Origin of the sequence: Streptomyces sp. NBC_01166, from assembly GCF_045039765.1 — a bacterium.
Lineage (GTDB): Bacteria > Actinomycetota > Actinomycetes > Streptomycetales > Streptomycetaceae > Streptomyces.
The window spans coordinates 1,653,096-1,674,969 of the sequence record NZ_CP108613.1 but is presented as its reverse complement, the minus strand read 5'-3'; the positions used below and the strand labels follow the sequence as shown (position 1 = coordinate 1,674,969).

Sequence of the window (21,874 nt, the reverse complement as noted above, 5' to 3'; positions counted from 1 at the left end):
CCGTGGTCGCGCGGGGTCACCGGAGTGCACCCGTCCGGCTCAGGCGGCCTTGGCCTTCGTGGCGTACATGTCGACGTACTCCTGGCCGGACAGGCGCATCACCTCGGCCATCACGGAGTCCGTCACCGCCCGCAGGACGTAGCGGTCGCGGTCCATGCCCTCGTAGCGCGAGAACTCCAACGGCTCACCGAAGCGGACCGTGACCTTGCCCGGGCGGGGCAGGCCCGCGCCGCCCGGCTGCAGCTTGTCCGTGCCGATCATCGCGAACGGCACGACCGGCGCACCGGTCATCAGGGTCAGCCTCGCGATACCCGTACGGCCCCGGTAGAGCCGGCCGTCGGGGGAGCGGGTGCCTTCCGGGTAGATGGCGAAGGCGTGGCCCTCCTCCAGCACCCGGCGGCCCGTCATCAGCGCCGCGACGCCGCCGCGGCCGCCGTCCCGGTCCACCGGGATCATGCCGCAGCCGGTGAAGAACCAGGCCATCAGCCGGCCCTTGAAGCCCTTGCCGGTGACGTACTCGTCCTTGCCGATGTAGAAAACCGGCCGGTCGCAGCAGATCGGCATGATCATCGAGTCGATGAACGTCAGATGGTTCCCCGCGAGGATCACCGGGCCGTCACCCGGGATGTTCTCGACGCCCTCCACCTGTGGCCGGAAGAGCAGGCGCAGGATCGGTCCGAGCACTGCCTTGATGACCGTGAGTCGGGACAACGCATCCTCCGGTGTCGTGGCCGGGCGGCCGGGGCGGGAATTCGCGAGGGTCTGTGCAGGTGAGGACGATACTCGCGGGTACTGCCTCTCCGCACATCGGGTTCACCCAGTGGATACGCAGTGTTGACGTGTGTTTCCGCCATGTTCGTCCACGGTCCGCCCCACCGATGGCGTAGCTGCCTACGATCAAGCCTCGCCCGAAGGTGCCGGACATCACATGCGAGGAGCATTTTATGACAGAGCGCGCGCAGACCGGGCCCGGCCGGCGGATACTCCTGGGGGCGGCAGTCCTCGGCGCGACGGCCCTCGGAGCCACCGGAACGGCCGACGCCGCCGGGCGTGGCGCCCCGGACGGGCGAGGCGGCGGCCGGGGCGGCTACCGGGACCTGCCCGTGCCCACCGTCGTCGGCCACCGCGGAGCCAGCGGCTACCGTCCGGAGCACACCCTCGGCTCCTACCAGCTGGCCCTGGACATGGGCGCGCACATCGTCGAGCAGGACCTCGTGCCGACCAAGGACGGCCACCTGGTCTGCCGCCACGAGAACGACATCACCGGCACCACGGACGTCGCCGAGCACCCCGAGTTCGCGAGCCGCAAGGCCACCAAGCGGGTCGACGGCGTGGCTCTCACCGGCTGGTTCACCGAGGACTTCACCCTCGCCGAGCTGAAGACCCTCCGGGCCAAGGAGCGCATCCCCGGCAACCGCCAGGAGAACACGCTGTACGACGGCCGCTGGGAGATCCCCACCTTCGAAGAGGTCCTGCGCTGGGCGGACAAGGAGGGCCGCAGGCGGGGCGAGCCCGTCTGGCTCTACGTCGAGACCAAGCACCCCTCCTACTTCAGGGGCCTCGGCCTGGGCCTGGAGGAGCCCCTCGCCAGGCTGCTGCGCCGCCACGGCCGGCACCGTGCGGACTCCGCGCTGATCCTCCAGTCCTTCGAGCCCGGCTCGCTGCAGCGGCTGTCGAAGCTCGTCGCAACCCCCCGTGTCGTCCTGCTGTCCGGCCCGAAGGAGCGGCCGTGGGACTTCGTGGAGGCCGGTGACCCCCGTACGGTCGCCGACCTGGTGAAGCCCGCCGGGCTGAAGTGGATCGCGTCCTTCGCCCAGGGCATCGGCCCCACGCTGGACCTGGTCATCCCCAAGGACGGGCAAGGACGGCTCACGTCCCCCACCTCCCTGGTGGCGGACGCGCACGCGCGGGGCCTGGTCCTCCACCCGTACACCCTGCGCAACGAGAACACCTTCCTGCCGGCGGACTTCCGGCGCGGAACCGACCCGAACGCGTACGGCGACGTGTTCGGCGCTCTCCGGGCGTACTTCGAGACAGGGATCGACGGGATCTTCTCCGACAACCCGGACACCGCCCTGCTCGCGGCAGCAGACTTCGCCGAGGGCTGAGATACGAGGGGCCGCGTCAGCCGCCCGGCCCTCATGCCCCGGTCGGGTGGAGCTCCCCGGGTGCGGCAACCCACCGCGCACGGGGAGCGTTGACGGGGCATGACACTTCTTGATCATGTTCCGGCGGCCCCGGCCGAGGCGGCGGGCGAGGCGGCCGGCGACGGCGGGCGGGCCCTCGTGCGCGCCCTGCACGCACTGGTGCGCGCGGAGGCGGGGGCCGAGGCCCAGGCCGCAGGCGTCGAGGCCGCGGACCTGGAGCAGTCGGTGTGGCTGAAGCTGCTGGAACGCCGGGACGGCCCGGGCGTGCCCGCTGACCCCGCCCGCTGGGTCCGCGCCGCCGTGCGGGCCGAGGCGCGCGTCGCCCGCCGCAGGATCCGGCGCGAGCGCGACTACACCGCCGGTGAGCCACCGGGTGACTGGAGGGGCTGCCCCGAACGGCTCGCGGTGGGAGCCGACGAACGCCGTGCGCTGCGCACCGCGGTGGGCCGGCTGCCCGGCAGGTGCCCACGTTTACTCGAGGCGATGCTGGCCCCCCACGATCCGACGTACCGGGAAATCGCAGGGGAGTTGGGTATGTCACAGGGGAGTTTGGGCCCGATGCGTTCCCGATGCCTTGGATGTCTGCGCAGAATGCTGGCGGCGGAGGTTGTAGCTCCTGAACTGCGGGGAATGGAGCGGTAGACAACCGGCGGACAGGTGAGCGGGAGGCATGCACACATGGGCATGAGCGTGACCATCTCGGCGGCGACAGCACAGGACGTCGAGCAGATCTTCAGACTCCAGTACCTCTGTTTCCAGAGCGAGGCGGAGCTCTACGGCAACTACCGGATCGACCCACTCGTCCAGACGCTCGACTCGGTGCGGGACGAAGTCGCCACGGACCTGGTGTTCGTGGCCCGGCTCGGTGACGAAGTCGTCGGCTCGGTACGCGGCTTCACCGACGCCGACGGCGCCGGCCGGATCGGCAAGCTCTGCGTCCACCCCCGGCTCCGTAACCACGGCCTCGGCACCCGTCTCCTGCGGGCCGCGGAATCCGGCCTGGCCGACGGGCGTTCGGCCACCCGCTTCCGTCTGCACACGGGGGAGCGCAGCGAAGGCAATCTGCGGCTCTACCGCAAGGCGGGCTACGCCCAGGTGGGCAACGCCACCGGAGGTGACGGCGTCCGGCTGGTCCTGCTGGAGAAGGACGCCACCGCCCCCGCCTATGTGACCAGTGCCTGAACGAGGCGCCTGACGGCTCCCGTACGCCCGGCGTCAGGCGTTGCGCACGCGGCGCAGCCAGATCATCCCGGTGACCGGCAGGATCACCGGGATGAGCAGGTAGCCCATGCCGAATCCCGACCACACCGTGCTGTCCGGGAAGGCGGACGGCTCCAGGAGCGTCCAGGTGCCGACGATCAGCACACCGGCGAGCTCGGCGGCGCAGCACACCAGCGCCGCCCTGCGCGCCTTCTCCCCGCCCCGCACCAGCGAGTACGTGATGAAGCCGTACACGACGGCGGCGACGGCCGAGAGGACGTACGCGAGCGGCGCCTTGCCGAAGTCCAGGATCATCTCGACGATCGAGCGGGACGCAGCGGCCACGGTGAACACCCCGTAGAACCAGACCAGTACCCGCCCCGGCCCGGTGCCGAGGTCGAACTGCCGCTTCTGCTGCGGGGCGTTCTGCTCCGGGACGTTCGGCTGTGGGGCCGGGGACGCGGGCTTCCCCGTGCGGTCGGTGTCGCTCAAGGTCAGTTTCCCCAGATGTCGTAGAGCCGTACTTCGAGGACGGCGAGCACGACCGCGCCGGCCGCCACCGTCACCGAGCCCCAGCGGGTCCGCTCCGACAGCGACAGGAAACCCGCCGCGGGCACGGCCGCGAACGCGCCGATCAGATAGGCGATGAAGATCGTCATGCCCTGGTCGGGCCGCTCACCGCTCGCCAGCTGCACGATTCCCACGAGCAGCTGCGCCAGCGCCAGCACGGACACGACCGCCATGCCGATGAAGTGCCAGTCCTTCGTGGGCTGGTCCCGATAGGCGGCGAATCCGCACCAGGCGGCGAGGGCGAGCGCGGTCACGGCGACCGCGACCGTCAGGGCGTCGAGCATGAAGTGAGGGTATTACGGACGGGCGGAGCCGCCGCGTGCGGGCCCGGACGCCCCGTGCGCGCCGGTGGTCGCGGGGAAGCGTGGCCTTTGCCACAGGGTGCGCACAGCATGATCGCCCCGCCGGTGGGACGGCACGTGGCGCGGCTCGCGTTTCCGCAGGTCAGGGCGGTGTCTGCGGCGGCCTCCACTGCAAGGGGCACATATCCACGGCCGTCCGCTATACGGACACGGGGGATCGCCGGAACGTTACGTCTGTTTTACTTGGGCCATGACCACGACGAGCTACCGCAGCCCTGCGACCGAGGCGATCCCGACGCCCGGTGCTCGTTGTATGTGTCGAATGCGCGCCTTCTGAGGGTCCCCGCCCGAGCCTCGCGCCCCGAAGCGAGACCGTGCCCGTGCCGTCCGCACCCAGCGGATCGAGCCGGCCCGCCCATGCCCCGCGCCCAGCGGCTCCGCCGCGGCCCGGCCATGCAGAGACTCCCACCGGTCGACCACTGAGAACAGTCTCATTCAGATGAATGCCCCGTGCCCGGCGGACACCGCGCCGTGCACTCGACAGTGACGGAAACCCTGTGATCACCACTTCGGGCCTCACGAAGGTCTACCAGTCACGCGGCCGAGAGGTCACCGCCCTGGACGGCGTGGACCTGCACGTCCGCGAAGGCGAGGTCTACGGCGTCATCGGACAGAGCGGCGCCGGCAAGTCCTCCCTCATCCGCTGCGTCAACCTCCTCGAACGCCCCACATCGGGCACCGTGACGGTCGCCGGACAGGACCTCACCGCCCTCGCCGGCCGCGGCCGCCGCGCCGGCAAGGAGCTCCGCCGGGCGCGCAACCGGATCGGCATGGTCTTCCAGCACTTCAATCTGCTGGACTCGCGTACCGTCCGCGACAACGTCGAGCTCCCCCTGGAGATCCTCGGGATCTCCGGACAGGAACGCACCCGCAAGGCGTTCGAACTCCTCGACCTCGTCGGTCTCGCCGACAAGGCGAAGGCCTACCCCGGTCAGCTGTCCGGAGGCCAGAAGCAGCGCGTCGGCATCGCCCGCGCCCTGGCGGGCGACCCGAAGGTGCTCCTCTCCGACGAGGCGACCTCCGCACTCGACCCCGAGACCACCCGCTCCATCCTGCAGCTGCTGCGCAACCTCAACCAGGAGCTCGGCCTCACCGTCCTGCTCATCACGCACGAGATGGACGTCGTCAAGACCGTCTGCGACTCCGCCGCGCTGATGAAGCAGGGCCGCATCGTCGAGTCGGGCACCGTCGGTGAGCTGCTGTCCACCCCCGGCTCCGAGCTGGCCCACGAGCTGTTCCCCGTCGGGGGCACCGCCTCCGGCCCCGGCTCCACCGTCGTCGACGTCACCTTCCACGGCGAGGCCGCGGCCCAGCCTGTGATCTCGCAGCTCTCCCGGACGTACAACATCGACATCTCGATCCTCGGTGCCGCGATGGACACCGTCGGCGGCAAGCAGATCGGCCGCATGCGCATCGAGCTGCCCGGCCGCTTCGAGGAGAACGTCGTACCGATCGGCTTCCTGCGCGAGCAGGGCCTCCAGGCCGAGGTCGTGGACGGCGGCCCCGCCGGCGCCACCGACATCCCCTCCCAGACCCCCGCCGCGATCACCAAGGAGGTGGCGAAGTGACCTGGTCCGAAATGCAGCCACTGCTCTCGCAGGGAACCATCGACACCCTCTACATGGTGCTCTGGTCCACGCTCGTCACCGTCGTCGGCGGACTGCCGCTCGGCATTCTGCTCGTCCTCACCGACAAGGGCGGACTGCTGCAGAACACGGTGGTGAACAAGGTCATCGGCGTGATCGTGAACATCGGCCGCTCGCTGCCGTTCATCATCCTGCTGATCGCCCTGATCCCCTTCACCACCTGGGTCGTCGGCACCTTCATCGGCCCGTCCGCGATGATCGTGCCGCTCGCCATCGGCGCCATCCCCTTCTTCGCGCGGCTCGTCGAGACGGCGGTGCGCGAGGTCGACCACGGGCTCGTCGAGGCCGTCCAGTCCATGGGCGGGTCCGTCCCGACGATCGTCCGCAAGGTCCTGCTGCCGCAGGCGCTGCCCTCGCTCGTCTCGGGCGTCACCACGACCGTGATCGTGCTCATCGGCTACTCCGCGATGGCGGGAGCGGTGGGTGGCGAAGGGCTCGGCTCCAAGGCCGTCACCTACGGATTCCAGCGCTTCGACAACCAGTTCATGCTCATCACCGTCGTGCTGCTGATCGTCATCGTGACCGTGGTCCAGCTGATCGGTGACGGAGCCGTACGCCTGCTCGCCCGCCGGGGCCGCACCTCCTCCTGACTTCCTTCTCCCCCTGAAGCCCGAACTCCTTGTCCGGGCGCACCACCACCAGAAAGAGGCACTCTTCGTGCGTAAGAACATCAAGATCACCGCTGCCGCCGCCGCAGCCGCCGCCCTCGCCCTCGGCCTCAGCGCCTGCGGTACGGACTCCGACCCCGCCGCCAAGGGCGAGACCGGTGCCAACGCCGACACCTCCAAGGCCCTCGTCGTCGCCGCGTCCCCGACGCCGCACGCCGACATCCTGAACTACGTCAAGAAGAACCTGGCGGACAAGGCCGGCCTCAAGCTGGAGGTCAAGGAGTTCACGGACTACGTCCTGCCGAACACCGCCACCGAGAACGGCCAGGTCGACGCCAACTTCTTCCAGCACAAGCCCTACCTGGACGACTTCAACAAGAAGAACAAGACCCACATCGTCCCGGTGGTCAACGTCCACCTGGAGCCCCTCGGCCTCTACTCCAAGAAGGCCAAGGACGTGAAGGACATCAAGGCCGGCCAGACCGTCGCCGTCCCGAACGACACCACCAACGAGGGCCGCGCGCTCCAGCTCCTCGCCGAGAACGGGCTGATCACCATCAAGGACGGCGTGGGCACCAACGCCAAGCTCAGCGACATCACGGACAAGAAGGGCCTGGAGTTCAAGGAGATCGAGGCCGCGACCGTGCCCCGTGCCCTGGACGACGTCGACGCCGCCGTCATCAACGGCAACTACGCCATCGAGGCCGACCTGAAGCCGGGTCAGGACTCCCTGGTGCTGGAGAAGGCCGAGGGCAACCCGTACGCCAACTTCCTGGCTGTCAAGGACGGCAACGAGGACGACCCCCGGGTCCAGAAGCTCGCGAAGCTCCTGAACTCCGACGAGGTCAAGAAGTTCATCGAGGACACCTACAAGGGCTCCATCGTCCCCGCCTTCGGCGAGCCCGCCAAGTCCTGACACCCCAGCACCACTTGCCCCACGAGCCCCGCACGCCCGCACCAGGGTGTGCGGGGCTCCGCCGTGCGGACCCGGCCATGCGCATCCACGCCCCGATGCTGCATGCTGGTGGCTTTACACGGTCTTCGGCATGGAGCTGCGCATGACTACCACCTTCCCGTCCATCTCCATCAGCACGGACAGGTTGGTGCTGCGCCCCTTCGACATGGCGGACGTCCCGGCGTACATCGAGATGATGAACGATGAGCTCGTCACCGCCTGGACCGAAGCCCCGTACCCCTACACCCAGGTCGACGCCGAACGGTGGGTCCGCAGGATCGCCCCGGCCGAACGCTCCCAAGGCAACGGCATCGTCTTCGCCGTCACCGAGTTCCTCACCCAGCGCCTCGTCGGTTCCGTGCGGCTCCTCAACACCGACCGGCGCACCCTGGCCACCGAGGTCCGCTACATCACCGCCCCCTGGGCGCGCGGCGAGGGATACGCCACCGAGTCCGTGCTGGCCCTCGCCGAGTGGCTCTTCCGCGACCAGGGCTTCGAACGGATCGAACTGCGCACCCCCGCCGGGAACACGGCCTCCCAGCAGGTCGCCCAGAAGCTGGGCTGCATCAGCGAGGGAGTCCTGCGGAACGCCCGCATAGCCAGGACCGCCACCGAGGACGGAGGCTGGGCCGACATCAGGACCGACCTCATCGTGTGGGGACTCCTGCCCGAGGACCTGGAGGGCGTCGCCGAGCAGCTGGCCGACGCGGGCGGCTACGGCACGTACAACGACTGGAACTGACCTGGGTCCTGCTCCGGACGAAAGACCCTGGCTCCCGGGGCGGGAGCCCCCGGCAGGGCGTTGGTACGGACCGGATACGCTCACCCTTGCTCCGCGCATCCCGCGGAGACACCCTGCCTGCTCACACCCCAGGAGACTGACGACGATGGCCGACCGGGTCACGGTGATCGGCTGGGACGGCTCGCCACTGACCGGCGCGGCCACAGCCGCGCTCTCGGCCGCCACGCTCGTCGCCGGCGCCGCGCACCACCTCGCGCTCCCCGAAGTGCCCGAGCGCGCGGAACGGGTCCGCCTCGGCAGCGTCGACCTGGCCGCCCGCAGGATCGCCGGGCACCGGGGGAGCGCCGTGGTCCTCGCCGACGGCGACCCCGGCTTCTTCGGCGTCGTACGCACCCTGCGCAAGCCCGAACACGGGCTCGAGGTCGAGGTCGTCCCCGCCGTCTCGTCCGTCGCCACCGCCTTCGCCCGCGCCGGAATGCCGTGGGACGACGCACAGATCGTCGTCGCCCACCCCCGTACCCTGCGCCGCGCGGTCAACGTCATCCGCGCCCACCACAAGGTCGCCGTACTCACATCGCCCGGAGCCGGCCCGGCCGAGCTCGCGCTGCTGCTCGAGAACGTCCACCGCACCTTCGTGATCTGCGAGGAGCTCGGCACCGTACGCGAGCGGGTCACCGTCCTCACCTCCGACAAGACGGCCGACCACACCTGGCGCGACCCCAATGTCGTCATCGTCATCGGCGGCGGTCCCGAGACCACCGCCAACAGTGCCTGGATCGCCGGCCGCCGCCCCGAGGGCCCTCGCGGCTGGGCCCTGCCGCCCGCGGTGTACGGCGGGGCGGGGGAGACCGGCGAAGGGGAGTTCCCCGGGCTGCGCGCAGCCCAGCTCGCCCGCCTCGGACCGCGTACCGGCGATCTCGTCTGGGACATCGGCTCCGGCAGCGGCGCACTCGCCGTGGAAGCAGCCCGGTTCGGCGCCGCTGTGCTCGCCGTGGACAGCGATCCGGACGCCTGCGCGCGTACGGCCGCCGCCGCCCGCACCTTCCAGGTCGGCGTCCAGGTCGTCATGGGCACCGCCCCGCACGTCCTGGAAAGCCTGCCCGAACCCGATGTCGTACGGATCGGGGGCGGCGGGGTGCCCGTGGTCACGGCGGTCGCGGACCGTCGGCCGGAACGCATCGTCACCCACGCCTCGAACCGGGACGAGGCGGAGGCGTTGGGCGCGGCGCTCGGTGAGAACGGATACCTGGTCGAATGCGCGCTGCTCCAGTCCGTCGAACTGGACACCTCCGTCTGGGCCGAACGCGAACGCTCCGTCGTGTTCATGCTCTCCGCGGTGCGTACCGACCTCGCCCCCTGAAGTGTTCGCGGGGGAGTGCGAGGTAGGCTGACCGATTGTTGTACCGCGCCCGGCCGTTCGACGGTTCGTTCGTCAATGTCCGGAAAAGTGGACCGTTTTGGTCCGCGATGTGGTACGGCGTAACCGGGGGACGCGCAACGTGGCGCAGTCCACAGCGAGCCGAGGCAGAACTGTCTGTCGCGGCGGCGAACGGCCGCGAGAATGTATACCTCCGCGCGCGTTTCGTGCCGCGCGGGGAGCCCGCTCGTTCTTGTTGACGAGCACCGGCGTGCCGTGGTTCGGGCATCCCGGGCGAAGGGCGAAGGAGCACTGACGATGGGCGAGGGGTACGCATGACTGACACCGGCCAGATCCCGGGCGAGGGACTGCCGGAGAACGCAGGCATGGTGGAGCAGCCGGGCGTCCCCGCCCCGGACGCCTACACCTACCTCGAACCCTCCGAGCACACACCAGAGGACGACGACCTCCTTCTGATGCCTGCGCCCCAGGGCGCCTGGAGCGACGCTCCGGCCGCACCGGCGGGCGTGCCCGAGCAGTTCCCGGCGCACGACGGGGCGGTGAACGGCACCCACGGGTCCGGCGCCGCCGACCTCAACGGCGTGCGGGTCGCGGCGCACGCGCCCGCGCAGGTCCCGGTCGCGGCCGCACCGGCCCGGCGTCCGCTGCACCGCGGCCCCGCCTCCACCGAGGCGCCCTCCTACGGGGGGCCGCCGACCGGGGGAGTCGTCCGCTCGCTCGCGGACCGGGGGCCGGCCGGCCCGCAGAACCCGATGCCCGTACGGCACGCGGGACCGCCGACGACCGGGCCCGAGTACTTCGACGTCCCGGCGGACGACGCTTCCATGCTGCCCGGCCCGCAGCTCGGCGAGATCCCGCCCCAGGGCGCGCCCGCGTGGGGCGCGCCTGAGCCCGCCGTGGCGCCCGAGACGGTGGTGGAGCCTCCGGTGGCGGAGCCCGTGGTACCCGCCGAGCAGCATGCCGCGCCTGCCGAACCGGTCGAACCCGCCGAGCAGCATGCCGCGCCCGCCGAACCGGTCGAACCCGTCGAACAGCATGCCGCGCCCGCCGAACTCGTCGAACCCGACGCGGCTGTCGCGCCCGCCGAACCGGTCGAGCAGTATGCCGCGCCTGCCGAACCGGTCGAACCCGTCGTGGCTGCCCCGCCCGTCACGCCCGTCGCTCCCGCAGAAACGGTCGCCCCGGAGCCCGTGGCGGCCGTGATCCCGGAGACTCCCGTCGCGCCGGTGCCGGAGACGGTGGAGGAGCGTCCCGCAGAGGCCCTGGCGGAGACCCCGGCCCCCGTCCCGGTCGACGCTCCCGCCGAGGTGCCCGTCGAACTGCCCGTCGAGGCCGCCGCCCCGGCTGAGCCGGCGGTGCAGTTCGTGCCCGTGGAGGGCTCCGTACCGACGGCTCCGCACCTCGCCCCGACCCCCGCGGCCGGGACCGCCGTACCCGTCGCCGAGCCCGAGCCGGCCGCCGAGCCCGCGCCCGCCGTGGCGGAGCCCGCACCGGTCGTGCCCGAGGCCGTGGAGGCGCCGGAGCCGGTCGCCGTCCAGCAGCCCGAGGCCGCGCCCGAGCAGGTCGCGGAGCCCGAGCCGGAGTCCCTCGTCGTCCCGCAGGCCGGACCCCAGATCCTGGCCGAGCCGGAGCCGGAGCCGGAGCCCGGCACCGGACCCGAGATCATCGAGACCCCCGAGGCCGTGACCCCGGAGGTCCTGGAGCCCGAGGCCCCGGAAGCCGAGCCCCTGGTGGCCCAGGCCCCGGCCCCGGCGGCCGAGGCCCCGGCCCCCACCGAGGAAGTCGTCCAGGAGACCCCGGCCACTGTCGAGACGCCGGAGGAGACCGAGGAGGCGGAGGCCGAAACAGCCCCCGCCGAGGCCGCCGAGGCCGAGGCCCCGGCCTCCCTCCCCGCCCCCGGCTACGACGACGCCGAGCGCGAGGCCGTCCTGCGGGTCATGCGTGAACGCCGCGACATCCGCAACGGCTTCCGCAGTGACCCCATCCCCCACGAGGTCCTCCTCCGCGTCCTGGAGGCCGCGCACACCGCGCCGAGCGTCGGCCACTCGCAGCCCTGGGACTTCGTCGTCATCCGCTCCGCGGAGACGCGCCGCTCCATGCACGAACTGGCCCAGCGTCAGCGCGAGGCGTACGCCAAGTCGCTGCCCAAGGCCCGGGCCAAGCAGTTCAAGGAACTGAAGATCGAGGCCATCCTCGACACGCCCGTGAACATCGTCGTCACCGCCGATCCCACCCGCGGCGGCCGCCACACCCTGGGGCGGCACACCCAGCCGCAGATGGCCCCGTACTCCTCGGCGCTCGCCGTGGAGAACCTGTGGCTGGCGGCCCGCGCGGAGGGCCTCGGCGTCGGCTGGGTCAGCTTCTTCGACGAGCGGGAGATGGTCCGGGCGCTGGGCCTGCCCGACCACCTCGAAGTCGTCGCCTACCTCTGCGTCGGATACGTCGACGAATTCCCCAAGGAGCCCGAACTGATGCAGGCGGGCTGGTCCAAGCGCCGCCCGCTGTCCTGGGTCGTCCACGAGGAGACGTACGGCCGCCGCGCCCTGCCGGGCGAGGAGCCGCACAACCTCCTCCAGGAGACCATCGCCGGCATCCGCCCGCTGGACGCCAAGGCGCTCGGCGAGGCCTGGGAACGCCAGAAGCGGATGACGAAGCCCGCCGGCGCGCTGGGCATGCTGGAGATCATCTCCGCGCAGCTCTCCGGGCTCTCCCGGCTCTGCCCGCCTCCGATCCCGGAGCCCGCCGCCGTCGCGATCTTCGCCGGTGACCACGGGGTGCACGCCCAGGGCGTCACAGCGTGGCCGCAGGAGGTCACCGGGCAGATGGTCGCCAACTTCCTCGGTGGCGGCGCCGTCTGCAACGCCTTCGCCGCCCAGGTCGGCGCCGAGGTCTGCGTCGTCGACGTCGGTGTGGCGTCCGAACTCCCCGCGACGCCCGGTCTGCTGCCCAGGAAGGTCCGCGCCGGAACGGCCGACTTCACCACGGGCCCGGCCCTCACCCGCGAAGAGGTTCTCGCGGCCATCGAGGTGGGCATCGAGACCGCCCGCGACCTGGTGGCGGCAGGCAACAAGGGCCTGCTCACCGGTGAGATGGGCATCGCCAACACCACCGCGTCGGCCGCGCTGATCTGCGTCTACAGCGGCCTGGACCCGTCGGAGGTGACCGGGCGCGGTACCGGGATCAACGACGAGATGCACGCCCGCAAGGTCGACGTGGTGCGCCGCGCCCTGGACCTGCACCAGCCCGACCCGACGGACCCCATCGGCGTACTGGCCGCGGTCGGCGGCCTGGAGCACGCCGCCATGGCGGGCTTCCTCCTGGGCGGCGCCTCGCTCCGTACGCCGGTGATCCTGGACGGTGTGAGCGCCGGCGCCGCCGCGCTGGTCGCCCGGGCGATCGCCCCCGAGGCGCTCGCCGCGTGCATCGCGGGGCACCGCAGCGCGGAACCCGGCCATGTAGCCGCGCTCAACAAGCTGGGTCTGCGTCCGCTGGTCGACCTCGACCTCCGCCTCGGTGAGGGCACGGGCGCGCTGCTCGCGCTCCCCATCGTGCAGAGCGCCGCCCGCGCGATGCACGAGGTGGCGACGTTCGACTCCGCGGGCGTCACGGAGAAGTAGCCGCCACGTGCCCGGACGCGCCCGGCCGGCCCGTCCGGGCACCACACGGTCCCACGCGGGCACGACCGGGCGCGGCCGGCCGTACCCGGGCCTCCGGGCCGGCCCGCCGCACAGCCCGGGTGCCGGACCGACCACCCCGTATCGTGGTCCCACGCGTCACCGCCTCACCCAGCCCACGTCACCGCCGCTCCACCGCCGCAGCGGCCCGCAGCACACCGCACCCTGCACGAGGAGCCCGCACGACCATGGCCGAGCATGACGATCACCCTGCCTACCCCGTCGGACTGCGCCTGAACGGGCGCCGCGTCGTCGTCGTCGGCGGTGGCCAGGTCGCGCAGCGCCGGCTGCCCGCCCTCATCGCGGCCGGGGCCGACATCACCCTGGTGTCCCCGTCGGCGACGGCGTCCGTCGAGGCGATGGCCGACACCGGTGAGATCCGCTGGGAGCGCCGCAGGTATCAGGACGGCGACCTCGCCGACACCTGGTACGCCCTCGTCGCGTCGTCCGACGCCGCCGCCAACGACGCCGCGTCCGCCGAGGCCGAGCGCACCCGCACCTGGTGCGTCCGGAGCGACGACGCGGAGGCGGCCACCGCCTGGACCCCGGCCACCGGCCGCAGCGAGGGCATCACGGTAGCCGTCCTCACCACCACCTCGCAGGGCCGCGACCCCCGGCACTCCGCCGCGGTCCGCGACGCGATCGTGGAGGGCCTGCGCGACGGCACCCTCGCCGCCCCGCACCACCGCACCCGCGCCCCCGGTGTCGCGCTGGTGGGCGGTGGCCCCGGCGACCCCGACCTGATCACGGTCCGCGGCCGCCGTCTCCTCGCCGAGGCCGACGTGGTCATCGCCGACCGCCTCGGCCCCCGCGACCTGCTCGACGAGCTCCCGCCGCACGTCGAGGTGATCGACGCCGCGAAGATCCCGTACGGCCGGTACATGGCGCAGGAGGCGATCAACCAGGCGCTGATCGACCACGCCAAGGCCGGCAGGTCCGTGGTCCGGCTCAAGGGTGGCGACCCGTTCGTCTTCGGCCGTGGCATGGAGGAGGCACAGGCGCTGGCCGCCGAGGGCATCGCCTGCACGGTCGTCCCCGGCATCTCCAGCTCGATCTCCGTGCCGGGAGCGGCGGGCATCCCCGTCACCCACCGGGGCGTCGCGCACGAGTTCACGGTGGTCAGCGGTCATGTGGCACCCGACGACCCGAGGTCCCTGGTCGACTGGAAGGCGCTCGCACAGCTGCGCGGCACCCTGGTCCTCCTGATGGCCGTCGACAAGATCGGCGCCATCTCCCAGGCCCTCATCGCCCACGGCAAGGCCCCCGACACCCCGGTGGCCCTCGTCCAGGAGGGCACCACGGCAGCCCAGCGCCGGGTCGACGCGACCCTCGCGGACGTCGGGGAGAGGGTCGTCACGGAAGAGGTGCGCCCCCCGGCCGTCATCGTCATCGGCGATGTCGTCGCCGTCGCCACGGACCCGGCCGGCTGGCTCGAAGGCTGAGCGGCGGGACCTCCGCCGCGCTCCCGCACTCCCACCACCCCGACAAGGCAGTAGCACCCCGTGGCTGAACTCATCACCGTCGACGACCCGGACGACCCGCGCCTGGGCGACTACACAGGCCTGACCGACGTCGAGCTCAGGCGACGGCGTGAACCCGCCGAGGGCCTCTTCATCGCCGAGGGCGAGAAGGTGATCCGGCGTGCCGGGAACGCCGGGTACGAGATGCGGTCCATGATGCTCTCCGCCAAGTGGACCGACGTCATGCGCGATGTGATCGACGAGGCCACCGCACCGGTCTACGCGGTCACACCGGCCCTCGCCGAACGCGTCACCGGCTACCACGTGCACCGTGGGGCCCTCGCGTCCATGCAGCGCAAGCCGCTTCCCGACGTCGGCACGCTGCTGTCCCCGGAGCGGGGAGACGTACGGCGGGTCGCCGTGTTCGAGGACATCGTCGACCACGCCAATCTCGGAGCGGCCTTCCGTAACGCCGCCGCACTCGGCGTCGACGCCGTCCTGCTCACCCCGCGCTGCGCCGACCCGCTCTACCGGAGGGCGGTCAAGGTCTCCATGGGGTCCGTCTTCCACGTCCCCTGGACCCGCCTGACGTCATGGCCCGAGGACGTCGGCGTACTGCGCGAGGCGGGCTTCACCACCGCCGCACTCTGCCTCAGCGACACGTCGATCACCCTGGACGAACTCGTCGCACAGCAGCACGAGAAGCTGGCGCTCGTCTTCGGCACCGAGGGCGACGGCCTCACGCCCGGGGCGCTCGTCGCGGCCGACGCCCACGTACGCATCCCGATGGACGCCGGGGTCGACTCGCTCAACGTCGCCGCGGCCTCCGCCGTCGCCTTCTACGCGACCCGGGCCGGATCCGCCTGAGCCGGAGCCGCCCCGCTCTCGTGCGCGGGGCCGGCGGCGGCCCCGTCGTACGTCTGCGACGGCGAACCCCCCAGCCCGCGCGCCGGGCCCTGGCAGCCCTGGGCGGCCGCGATGCCCAGCGCGACGAGCAGCGTCACCACGACGAAGACGACGAGCCGCTGGCGCAGCAGCCGTGGGTTGGCCGGCCGCCGCTTCCCGCCCTTACCCGCGGAGGTCGTCCGGACGCCGGGCCTCGAGGCCTGCCTGCCGTTCGTGCCCTTGGACCCTTGGGGCTGCTGACCGGAGCGTGGGCCGCCCCGCGCCGCCCGGGACTGCGAGCCACCGGTGCGAGGGGCCGCCGGGCGCGACGACGCGGGGCGCCGGCCGCCCGGCGCGCGTGACTCGTGCGCGGACCCCCCGGCCGTGTGCCGGGTCGCCTGTTCGGTGTACGGGCCCTCCATCCGGCCGGTCGGCCGGTCCAGCTCCTGTGCGCTCCGCTGGGCGGGCGGACGGCGCTCCTGCAGCCCCTGCGCCTCCCGGGCGGCGATCTCCTTGAGCCGCATGGAGAGCTGCAGGGTGCTCGGCCGCTCCTCCGGGTCCTTCGCCAGACAGGCCCGTACGAGGGGGGCGAGCGCGTCGTGCACATCGAACAGATGAGGTTCCTCGTGCACCACGCGGTAGAGCATCACCTCGGAACTTCCGTGCCCGAAGGGCGAGTCCGCCATCGCCGCGTAGGCCAGGGTGGCGCCCAGCGAGAACACGTCCGTCGCGGGGGTCACCGTCGCACCGCGCACCTGCTCGGGCGCCAGGAAGCCCGGCGAGCCGACGGCAGTCCCCACGTGGGTGAGCGTGCTGGCCCCGGTCGCCCAGGCGATGCCGAAGTCGATGATCCGGGGGCCCTTGGGGGAGAGGAGGATGTTGGACGGCTTCAGGTCACGGTGGACGACACCGGCCTCGTGCACCGCCACCAGCCCCTCCGAGAGCGCCGCCCCGATCGAGGCCACCTCGGCCGCCGAGAGAGGGCCCTCCTCGACGACCTTGTCGTGCAGCGAGGGACCCGGTACGTACTGCGTCGCGAACCACGGACGGTCCGCCTCCAGATCGGCGGCCACCAGCCGGGCCGTACAGCCGCCGCGGATCCTCCGGGCGGCGGACACCTCGCGCGCGAAACGCGAGCGGAACTCCTGGTCCTCCGCCAGATCGGGCCGGATCACCTTCAGCGCCACCCGCTGGCCCCGACGGTCGGAACCCAGGTAGACGACGCCCATGCCGCCCGCGCCCAGTCGCCGGTGCAGCCTGAACGAGCCGACGACACGCGGGTCCTCGCGCCGGAGCCGCATCATCGCCATCGTCTGCCCATCCCCGCTGCCGGTCCGCCTGACGAGGCACAGCTTACGTACCCGTGGCGCGGCGCGCTCAGAGGCCGCGCCCTCACCGGCCCATCGATTGTCAGTGCCCGGTGGGAGAATTGAGGAGTGGTCAGGGAGCCGGGGATCCAGGCTCCGTGGCCCGTGCGAGATCTCAAAGGACCGTCGCATAAGGGGGATTGGATCAATGAAGGGCGATCGTGTGGAAATAGTCGTGGACGCGGGTGACACGACCAGGACGTACGAAGTGGTGGCCTCCAGGGCAGGCCGAAGGGTGGAGACAGCGGTCCGCCGGGGGGTGGTGGAAGTGAGTGAAGTCACCCGAAGTGGATCAGTTGTCCGTACCGCCCGGTTCATGGCGACCAGGGTGCTCGCCCTGGTGGAACAGCCGGTCCCTCGTGAGGACGCCTCCGAGCGCTCCCTCGACGCCTAGCGCGCCTCCTCCGCGTCGGTCCGGCCAGGCCTCCCGCCTCCGGACCGACCCGGACCGACCCGGACCGACCCGGACCGACCCGGACCGATGATCCTCCGTGCATCGGCCCGCAGCGCTGACCGCCCGGGGAGCGCTGCGGGACACGAAGGCCTCCGTCGTGATCCGGGCCGACGCGGCCGTCTTCGACCGGCTGCTCCCGATGGCGAACGCCGAGGCCTGACCCCGGAAGCGACCTCCGGCCGGAGCGGACCCTGAGGCCTGTCGTTCGGATCATGCCGGCCTGACCCGAACGACAACCCCTAGGTGCCGGGTGCCGCGGCCATCACCGTTTCTCCACCCAGGGGAGTACACCGGGGGCGGTCGGCTCATCCTCCGGGAGGCCCGGCATTCGGTACGCGGGCATGACGACGGGGGTCTTCCGTCTCCCTAATCTTGAAGTCAAGCGGCGGGCGTGGAACTCGTCCCCCGAGGCCAGACGCCCGCCGCTCCGGAACAGGTCAGGAGAGGAACCATGGCGGACACGGCCGCGCGGACGATCATCCGCACGCAGGGACGCAGGGCATACGCCTCGTTCGGCGTACGCGCGTCCGGTACGCGCCACCCCCTGGTGGCGACAGCCATGGTCCTTCCCCTGGCGGCCCTGCTGGTCGTCGTCTTCGGCGGCTGGGACGCAGTGGTCACACAGGCGTCGTCCGTGGGCGTGATGCTGGGGCGCTGAGCGGCGCCCCGGGTCCGGAAGAGCGGTCCGGACCGGGACATCCGGCCAACAGCCCCGTGGGGACGGGGGTGCGGCGGACGGCAGCGTTTGTCCGGCCAGCTGGGGAGCTGGCCGGACATCGCGCTGTCCGGACCCGTTCCGCCGCCGCGGCGGCCCGTCGCCCGCCACGGCACCGGCGGCCGCGTACGATCGCCGCCGGGACCGGCCGCGGGCCGGCCGATCACCTCCGCGGGAGCCGTCAGATGACCACCACCCCTGTCGTACGCGCGCTGGGCGAGCTCGCGCACGGCAGCGTCCACGCCGGCACCACGCCGTGCGTGTGCGCGCCGCCCCAGGTGCTCGCGGACCGGCCCGACGCCACGGTGGTCCGCAGCGGCCGGCACGTGGCCAAGGCGCACGCCCCGGACTCGGACCCCGCAGCCCTGGCGGCCCGCCTGTCCCTGGCCGCCTCTCCCCGGCTGGCGGGGATCCTGCTCCCGCCGCTGCCCGCCCCGGACGTGCCACCGGACAGCGCCCAGGGCCGCACCGTGAGCCTCTGGCCGTACGGCTCACCCGTCGACCCCTCGGACCCGGACGCGGCCCCCTGGGAGGAAGCCGCCGCCCTTCTGGCCCGGCTGCACCGCACCCCGCCGCCCCATCCGCTCCCGCCGATGCGCGGTCCGGTCAAGGCCGCCCGGGCCGTGGCGCGGATGAGCGCCGCCCGCCCCGGTGACCCGGCTGCCGGCCCCGTGCTGGCCGCCTGGCGAGGGCTGCCCGGCTGGGCCCGCGCCGAGCAGCCGACACCGGAGCACCGGGACGGCTTCCTCTGCCACGGCGATCTCCACCTCGGCCAGCTCGTGCGGCACCCCGCGCGGCGCGGCCCCTGGCTGCTGATCGACATCGACGACACCGGCCTGGGCGACCCCGCCTGGGACCTGGCGCGGCCCGCGGCCTGGTACGCCGCCGGCCTGCTGTCGCCCGAGATCTGGCTGCGCTTCCTCGACACCTACCGGGAGTCCGGCGGCCCCGCCGTACGGGCCGAAGGGGACCCGTGGCCCGAGCTGGACGTCGCGGCACGAGCGCTCACGGTGCAGACGGCAGCCCTCGCACTCGCCAAGTCCGCGGCGGAGGGCCGCAGTCCGGATGAGGTGGAACAGTTGATGATCGACGCATGTGTCCGAATTGCTTCCCTCCCGCCCGAGTTGGCGTCCGAATACGCGTCGTAGGGTGAAGCGTGCGCCGCCGGGCATGTATCCGGCGACGCCGCCACGACCTGAGGAGTCCACCCGATGATCCAGTGCCCCAAGTGTCATGCGCAGATGAACACGTACAACCGCAACGGTGTGCAGATCGAGCAGTGCAGCGGCTGCCGCGGGATATTCCTCGACTACGGCGAGCTGGAGTCCCTGACCCGCCTGGAGTCGCAGTGGGCGCAGCAGGCCCCGCCCGCGCCGCCCGCCCCGCAGCAGGGCTACCCCGCCGCTCAGCAGCCGTACCCCGCGGCACCGGCCCCCGCCTGGGGAGCGCCGCACCAGGGCGGTCACTACGGCGGCCACCACCGTCAGAAGAGCTTCGGCCGGATGCTGTTCAGCTCCTGACCGCGGATTCTGAGCGGGTAGTGCCGCAGGGCGGGTCCGGGCCGGTGCCCGGGCCCGCATTGCATACGGTCGACCGACTTCCTCTCATGATCTAGTCACGGCCATGGCTGATGCCTAGAGTGCGGATCCATGAACTTCCTCGACAGGTCCCGGACTGTCGCGCCCCCGGGGTGGAGCCGCTGGCTCGTACCGCCCGCCGCGCTCGCCGTGCACCTCTCCATCGGACAGGCCTACGCCTGGAGCGTGTTCAAGCCCCCGCTCGAGTCCGCTCTCGACCTCTCGGGCACCGCCAGTGCTCTCCCGTTCCAGCTGGGCATCGTCATGCTCGGCCTCTCGGCCGCCTTCGGCGGCACCCTCGTCGAACGCAACGGCCCACGCTGGGCGATGTTCGTCTCCCTCGTCTGCTTCTCCTCCGGCTTCCTCGTCGCCGCGCTGGGCGCCTCCACCGGCCAGTACTGGCTCGTCGTCCTCGGCTACGGATTCATCGGCGGCATAGGGCTCGGCATCGGCTACATCTCGCCGGTTTCCACCCTCATCAAGTGGTTCCCCGACCGGCCCGGCATGGCCACGGGCATCGCCATCATGGGATTCGGCGGCGGCGCCCTCATCGCCTCACCCTGGTCCACCGGGATGCTGGAGAGCTTCGGGACCGACCGTTCCGGCATCGCCACGGCCTTCCTCGTCCACGGTGTCGTCTACGCCGCGTTCATGGCACTCGGCGTCGTCCTCGTGCGGGTGCCGCCGGACGGCTGGCTCCCCGACGGCTGGGAACCGAAGCAGGAGACCCGCAGGCTCGTCACCAACGCCCAGGTCTCCGCCCGCAACGCCCTGCGCACGCCGCAGTTCTGGTGCCTGTGGGTGGTCCTCTGCATGAACGTCACCGCGGGCATCGGCATCCTCGAGAAGGCCGTGCCCATGATCCAGGACTTCTTCGCGAACACCGCCACCCCGGTCTCGGTCTCCGCGGCGGCGGGCTTCGTCGCCCTGCTCTCACTGGCCAACATGGGCGGACGCCTCCTGTGGTCCTCCACCTCGGACCTGATCGGCCGTAAGAACATGTACCGGATCTACCTCGGCGTCGGCGCGCTCATGTACGTGGTCATCGCCCAGCTGGGGGACGACTCCAAGCCGCTCTTCATCTGCTGCGCGCTGGTGATCCTCTCCTTCTACGGCGGCGGGTTCTCGACCGCGCCGGCCTATCTGAAGGATCTCTTCGGCACCTACCAGGTGGGAGCCATCCACGGCCGCCTGCTGACCGCCTGGTCCACGGCCGGCGTCCTCGGCCCGCTGATCGTCAACCGGGTCGCGGACGCGGGGGAGCGGGCAGGGCACAGCGGCCCCAGCCTCTACACGACCTCCCTGACGATCATGATCGGGCTGCTGGTCGTCGGCTTCGTCGCCAACGAATGCATACGCCCGGTCAACGCACGCTTCCACGAGGCACCGGAAGGGAGCCCCCGTGTCCACCAGCACTCGTAAGCCCCTCATGGCGTTCGCCTGGCTCTGGGTCGCCCTGCCGTTCGCCTACGGACTGTACGAGCTCGTCCGCAAGGCCACCCAGCTCTTCACCGGCTGAGCCCGCCCCCGCCCACGACGAAACCCCCGGTCGTCGAGACGACCGGGGGTTTCGGCTGGTGCGCGATACTGGGATTGAACCAGTGACCTCTTCCGTGTCAGGGAAGCGCTCTCCCGCTGAGCTAATCGCGCAGGGTGACCCTGCGTGTACTGCGTGCGCGATACTGGGATTGAACCAGTGACCTCTTCCGTGTCAGGGAAGCGCTCTCCCGCTGAGCTAATCGCGCGGGGGTCCTTGCGGACCGGTGGACGATACTGGGATTGAACCAGTGACCCCTTCCGTGTCAGGGAAGTGCTCTCCCGCTGAGCTAATCGTCCTTGGAGGTGGAGACGGGATTTGAACCCGTGTAGACGGCTTTGCAGGCCGTTGCCTCGCCTCTCGGCCACTCCACCAGGGACGGGGGTTCGGGAAGATCCCCCATCTACTGCGAGCGGACGACCAGGTTCGAACTGGCGACCTCAACCTTGGCAAGGTTGCGCTCTACCAACTGAGCTACGTCCGCTTGTCTTTCCCGGACCGCTTGCGCGTCCCGGCGACGTGTTGAACTCTAGCCGATTCCCGGGCCAGCACAAAAACGCGTTTGCGCAGCGTGCTGCGCCACCGTCGCCCGCCGCA

21 protein-coding genes and 5 tRNA genes are annotated in these 21,874 nt (G+C 71.7%); 17 read left to right on the top strand and 9 right to left on the bottom strand.

Features of this window, described 5'->3' with window-relative positions; genetic code table 11:
* Positions 1-39: 39 nt before the first annotated feature.
* On the bottom strand, positions 40-711 hold the full coding sequence (locus OG379_RS07695; RefSeq protein ID WP_356712377.1) for a lysophospholipid acyltransferase family protein: 672 nt from the start codon (positions 709-711) through the stop codon (positions 40-42).
* 233 nt (positions 712-944) lie between these two features.
* Between OG379_RS07695 and OG379_RS07690 the strand changes: the two genes are divergently transcribed.
* The 3 genes from OG379_RS07690 (at position 945) to OG379_RS07680 (ending at position 3,329) form a co-directional block, all read left to right on the top strand.
* Positions 945-2,108, top strand: a complete 1,164-nt coding sequence (locus OG379_RS07690) for a glycerophosphodiester phosphodiesterase (RefSeq protein WP_405660622.1) — start codon at positions 945-947, stop codon at positions 2,106-2,108.
* A gap of 99 nt (positions 2,109-2,207) precedes the next feature.
* Complete coding sequence (locus OG379_RS07685; protein ID WP_405660620.1) at positions 2,208-2,789, top strand: sigma-70 family RNA polymerase sigma factor; 582 nt, start codon at positions 2,208-2,210, stop codon at positions 2,787-2,789.
* A gap of 36 nt (positions 2,790-2,825) precedes the next feature.
* Positions 2,826-3,329, top strand: a complete 504-nt coding sequence (locus OG379_RS07680; RefSeq protein WP_405660617.1) for a GNAT family N-acetyltransferase — start codon at positions 2,826-2,828, stop codon at positions 3,327-3,329.
* A 33-nt stretch (positions 3,330-3,362) separates the two neighbouring features.
* On the opposite strand, the gene OG379_RS07675 is transcribed toward OG379_RS07680, so the two are convergent.
* Together OG379_RS07675 and OG379_RS07670 are read right to left on the bottom strand one after the other, a co-directional pair.
* The gene (locus OG379_RS07675) at positions 3,363-3,839 is read right to left on the bottom strand and encodes a hypothetical protein (RefSeq protein ID WP_405660615.1); all 477 of its coding nucleotides are present in this window, start codon (positions 3,837-3,839) and stop codon (positions 3,363-3,365) included.
* A gap of 2 nt (positions 3,840-3,841) precedes the next feature.
* On the bottom strand, positions 3,842-4,201 hold the full coding sequence (locus OG379_RS07670) for a hypothetical protein (protein ID WP_405660613.1): 360 nt from the start codon (positions 4,199-4,201) through the stop codon (positions 3,842-3,844).
* Positions 4,202-4,776: 575 nt separating this feature from the next.
* Here OG379_RS07670 and OG379_RS07665 point away from each other — a divergent pair.
* The 8 genes from OG379_RS07665 (at position 4,777) to OG379_RS07630 (ending at position 15,609) form a co-directional block, all read left to right on the top strand.
* On the top strand, positions 4,777-5,847 hold the full coding sequence (locus tag OG379_RS07665; protein WP_393758294.1) for a methionine ABC transporter ATP-binding protein: 1,071 nt from the start codon (positions 4,777-4,779) through the stop codon (positions 5,845-5,847).
* Positions 5,844-6,515 (top strand): methionine ABC transporter permease, encoded by a 672-nt coding sequence (locus tag OG379_RS07660; protein ID WP_104790347.1) that lies wholly within the window; start codon positions 5,844-5,846, stop codon positions 6,513-6,515. The genes OG379_RS07665 and OG379_RS07660 overlap by 4 nt, the downstream gene beginning before the upstream one ends.
* A 67-nt stretch (positions 6,516-6,582) precedes the next feature.
* Positions 6,583-7,449 carry a MetQ/NlpA family ABC transporter substrate-binding protein gene (locus OG379_RS07655; RefSeq protein ID WP_405660610.1) on the top strand — a complete coding sequence of 289 codons (867 nt, stop codon included), beginning with the start codon at positions 6,583-6,585 and terminating at the stop codon, positions 7,447-7,449.
* Positions 7,450-7,591: 142 nt separating this feature from the next.
* On the top strand, positions 7,592-8,230 hold the full coding sequence (locus tag OG379_RS07650) for a GNAT family N-acetyltransferase (protein WP_356712390.1): 639 nt from the start codon (positions 7,592-7,594) through the stop codon (positions 8,228-8,230).
* Positions 8,231-8,375: 145 nt separating this feature from the next.
* Positions 8,376-9,590: a precorrin-6y C5,15-methyltransferase (decarboxylating) subunit CbiE gene (gene cbiE, locus OG379_RS07645; protein ID WP_405660606.1), complete on the top strand. Its 1,215-nt coding sequence runs from the start codon at positions 8,376-8,378 to the stop codon at positions 9,588-9,590.
* A gap of 332 nt (positions 9,591-9,922) precedes the next feature.
* A complete protein-coding gene (gene cobT / locus OG379_RS07640; protein WP_405660604.1) occupies positions 9,923-13,225 on the top strand; it encodes a nicotinate-nucleotide--dimethylbenzimidazole phosphoribosyltransferase in 3,303 nt (1,100 codons plus the stop codon).
* A 245-nt stretch (positions 13,226-13,470) separates the two neighbouring features.
* Positions 13,471-14,724: a uroporphyrinogen-III C-methyltransferase gene (cobA, locus tag OG379_RS07635; RefSeq protein ID WP_405660601.1), complete on the top strand. Its 1,254-nt coding sequence runs from the start codon at positions 13,471-13,473 to the stop codon at positions 14,722-14,724.
* A gap of 60 nt (positions 14,725-14,784) precedes the next feature.
* On the top strand, positions 14,785-15,609 hold the full coding sequence (locus OG379_RS07630; protein WP_393758306.1) for a TrmH family RNA methyltransferase: 825 nt from the start codon (positions 14,785-14,787) through the stop codon (positions 15,607-15,609).
* Here OG379_RS07630 and OG379_RS07625 read toward each other — a convergent pair.
* Positions 15,582-16,937: a protein kinase domain-containing protein gene (locus tag OG379_RS07625; RefSeq protein WP_405660598.1), complete on the bottom strand. Its 1,356-nt coding sequence runs from the start codon at positions 16,935-16,937 to the stop codon at positions 15,582-15,584. The two genes, OG379_RS07630 and OG379_RS07625, sit on opposite strands and share 28 nt — an antisense overlap.
* A gap of 205 nt (positions 16,938-17,142) precedes the next feature.
* Between OG379_RS07625 and OG379_RS07620 the strand changes: the two genes are divergently transcribed.
* The 6 genes from OG379_RS07620 (at position 17,143) to OG379_RS07595 (ending at position 21,162) form a co-directional block, all read left to right on the top strand.
* Positions 17,143-17,388, top strand: coding sequence for a hypothetical protein (locus OG379_RS07620; protein WP_393758310.1), 246 nt, complete (start codon positions 17,143-17,145; stop codon positions 17,386-17,388).
* Between the two features lie 97 nt (positions 17,389-17,485).
* A complete protein-coding gene (locus OG379_RS07615; protein ID WP_405660596.1) occupies positions 17,486-17,608 on the top strand; it encodes a hypothetical protein in 123 nt (40 codons plus the stop codon).
* Between the two features lie 291 nt (positions 17,609-17,899).
* Positions 17,900-18,106 carry a hypothetical protein gene (locus tag OG379_RS07610; RefSeq protein WP_362929332.1) on the top strand — a complete coding sequence of 69 codons (207 nt, stop codon included), beginning with the start codon at positions 17,900-17,902 and terminating at the stop codon, positions 18,104-18,106.
* Between the two features lie 242 nt (positions 18,107-18,348).
* Entirely contained in the window at positions 18,349-19,311 is a 963-nt protein-coding gene (locus OG379_RS07605) for a phosphotransferase family protein (RefSeq protein WP_405660594.1), read from the top strand.
* Between the two features lie 63 nt (positions 19,312-19,374).
* Positions 19,375-19,683, top strand: coding sequence for a zf-TFIIB domain-containing protein (locus tag OG379_RS07600; RefSeq protein ID WP_362929328.1), 309 nt, complete (start codon positions 19,375-19,377; stop codon positions 19,681-19,683).
* A gap of 129 nt (positions 19,684-19,812) precedes the next feature.
* Complete coding sequence (locus tag OG379_RS07595; RefSeq protein WP_393758318.1) at positions 19,813-21,162, top strand: OFA family MFS transporter; 1,350 nt, start codon at positions 19,813-19,815, stop codon at positions 21,160-21,162.
* 153 nt (positions 21,163-21,315) lie between these two features.
* On the opposite strand, the gene OG379_RS07590 is transcribed toward OG379_RS07595, so the two are convergent.
* From OG379_RS07590 to OG379_RS07570, 5 genes are all read right to left on the bottom strand, one after another.
* Positions 21,316-21,390: transfer RNA gene (locus tag OG379_RS07590), tRNA-Val, on the bottom strand.
* A 23-nt stretch (positions 21,391-21,413) separates the two neighbouring features.
* Positions 21,414-21,485, bottom strand: a tRNA-Val gene (locus OG379_RS07585).
* A gap of 19 nt (positions 21,486-21,504) precedes the next feature.
* Positions 21,505-21,576: transfer RNA gene (locus OG379_RS07580), tRNA-Val, on the bottom strand.
* 1 nt (position 21,577) lies between these two features.
* Positions 21,578-21,651: transfer RNA gene (locus OG379_RS07575), tRNA-Cys, on the bottom strand.
* Positions 21,652-21,688: 37 nt separating this feature from the next.
* Positions 21,689-21,761: transfer RNA gene (locus OG379_RS07570), tRNA-Gly, on the bottom strand.
* Positions 21,762-21,874 lie beyond the last annotated feature (113 nt).

Coding starts and splice junctions, on each gene's coding strand:
- OG379_RS07680 (WP_405660617.1), top strand. CDS start 2,826: ATGGGCATGAGCGTGACCATCTCGGCGGCGACAGCACAGGACGTCGAG.
- OG379_RS07690 (WP_405660622.1), top strand. CDS start 945: ATGACAGAGCGCGCGCAGACCGGGCCCGGCCGGCGGATACTCCTGGGG.
- cobT (WP_405660604.1), top strand. CDS start 9,923: ATGACTGACACCGGCCAGATCCCGGGCGAGGGACTGCCGGAGAACGCA.
- OG379_RS07610 (WP_362929332.1), top strand. CDS start 17,900: ATGGCGGACACGGCCGCGCGGACGATCATCCGCACGCAGGGACGCAGG.
- OG379_RS07605 (WP_405660594.1), top strand. CDS start 18,349: ATGACCACCACCCCTGTCGTACGCGCGCTGGGCGAGCTCGCGCACGGC.
- OG379_RS07685 (WP_405660620.1), top strand. CDS start 2,208: ATGACACTTCTTGATCATGTTCCGGCGGCCCCGGCCGAGGCGGCGGGC.
- OG379_RS07620 (WP_393758310.1), top strand. CDS start 17,143: ATGAAGGGCGATCGTGTGGAAATAGTCGTGGACGCGGGTGACACGACC.
- cobA (WP_405660601.1), top strand. CDS start 13,471: ATGGCCGAGCATGACGATCACCCTGCCTACCCCGTCGGACTGCGCCTG.
- OG379_RS07625 (WP_405660598.1), bottom strand. CDS start 16,937: ATGGCGATGATGCGGCTCCGGCGCGAGGACCCGCGTGTCGTCGGCTCG.
- OG379_RS07650 (WP_356712390.1), top strand. CDS start 7,592: ATGACTACCACCTTCCCGTCCATCTCCATCAGCACGGACAGGTTGGTG.
- OG379_RS07600 (WP_362929328.1), top strand. CDS start 19,375: ATGATCCAGTGCCCCAAGTGTCATGCGCAGATGAACACGTACAACCGC.
- OG379_RS07670 (WP_405660613.1), bottom strand. CDS start 4,201: ATGCTCGACGCCCTGACGGTCGCGGTCGCCGTGACCGCGCTCGCCCTC.
- cbiE (WP_405660606.1), top strand. CDS start 8,376: ATGGCCGACCGGGTCACGGTGATCGGCTGGGACGGCTCGCCACTGACC.
- OG379_RS07595 (WP_393758318.1), top strand. CDS start 19,813: ATGAACTTCCTCGACAGGTCCCGGACTGTCGCGCCCCCGGGGTGGAGC.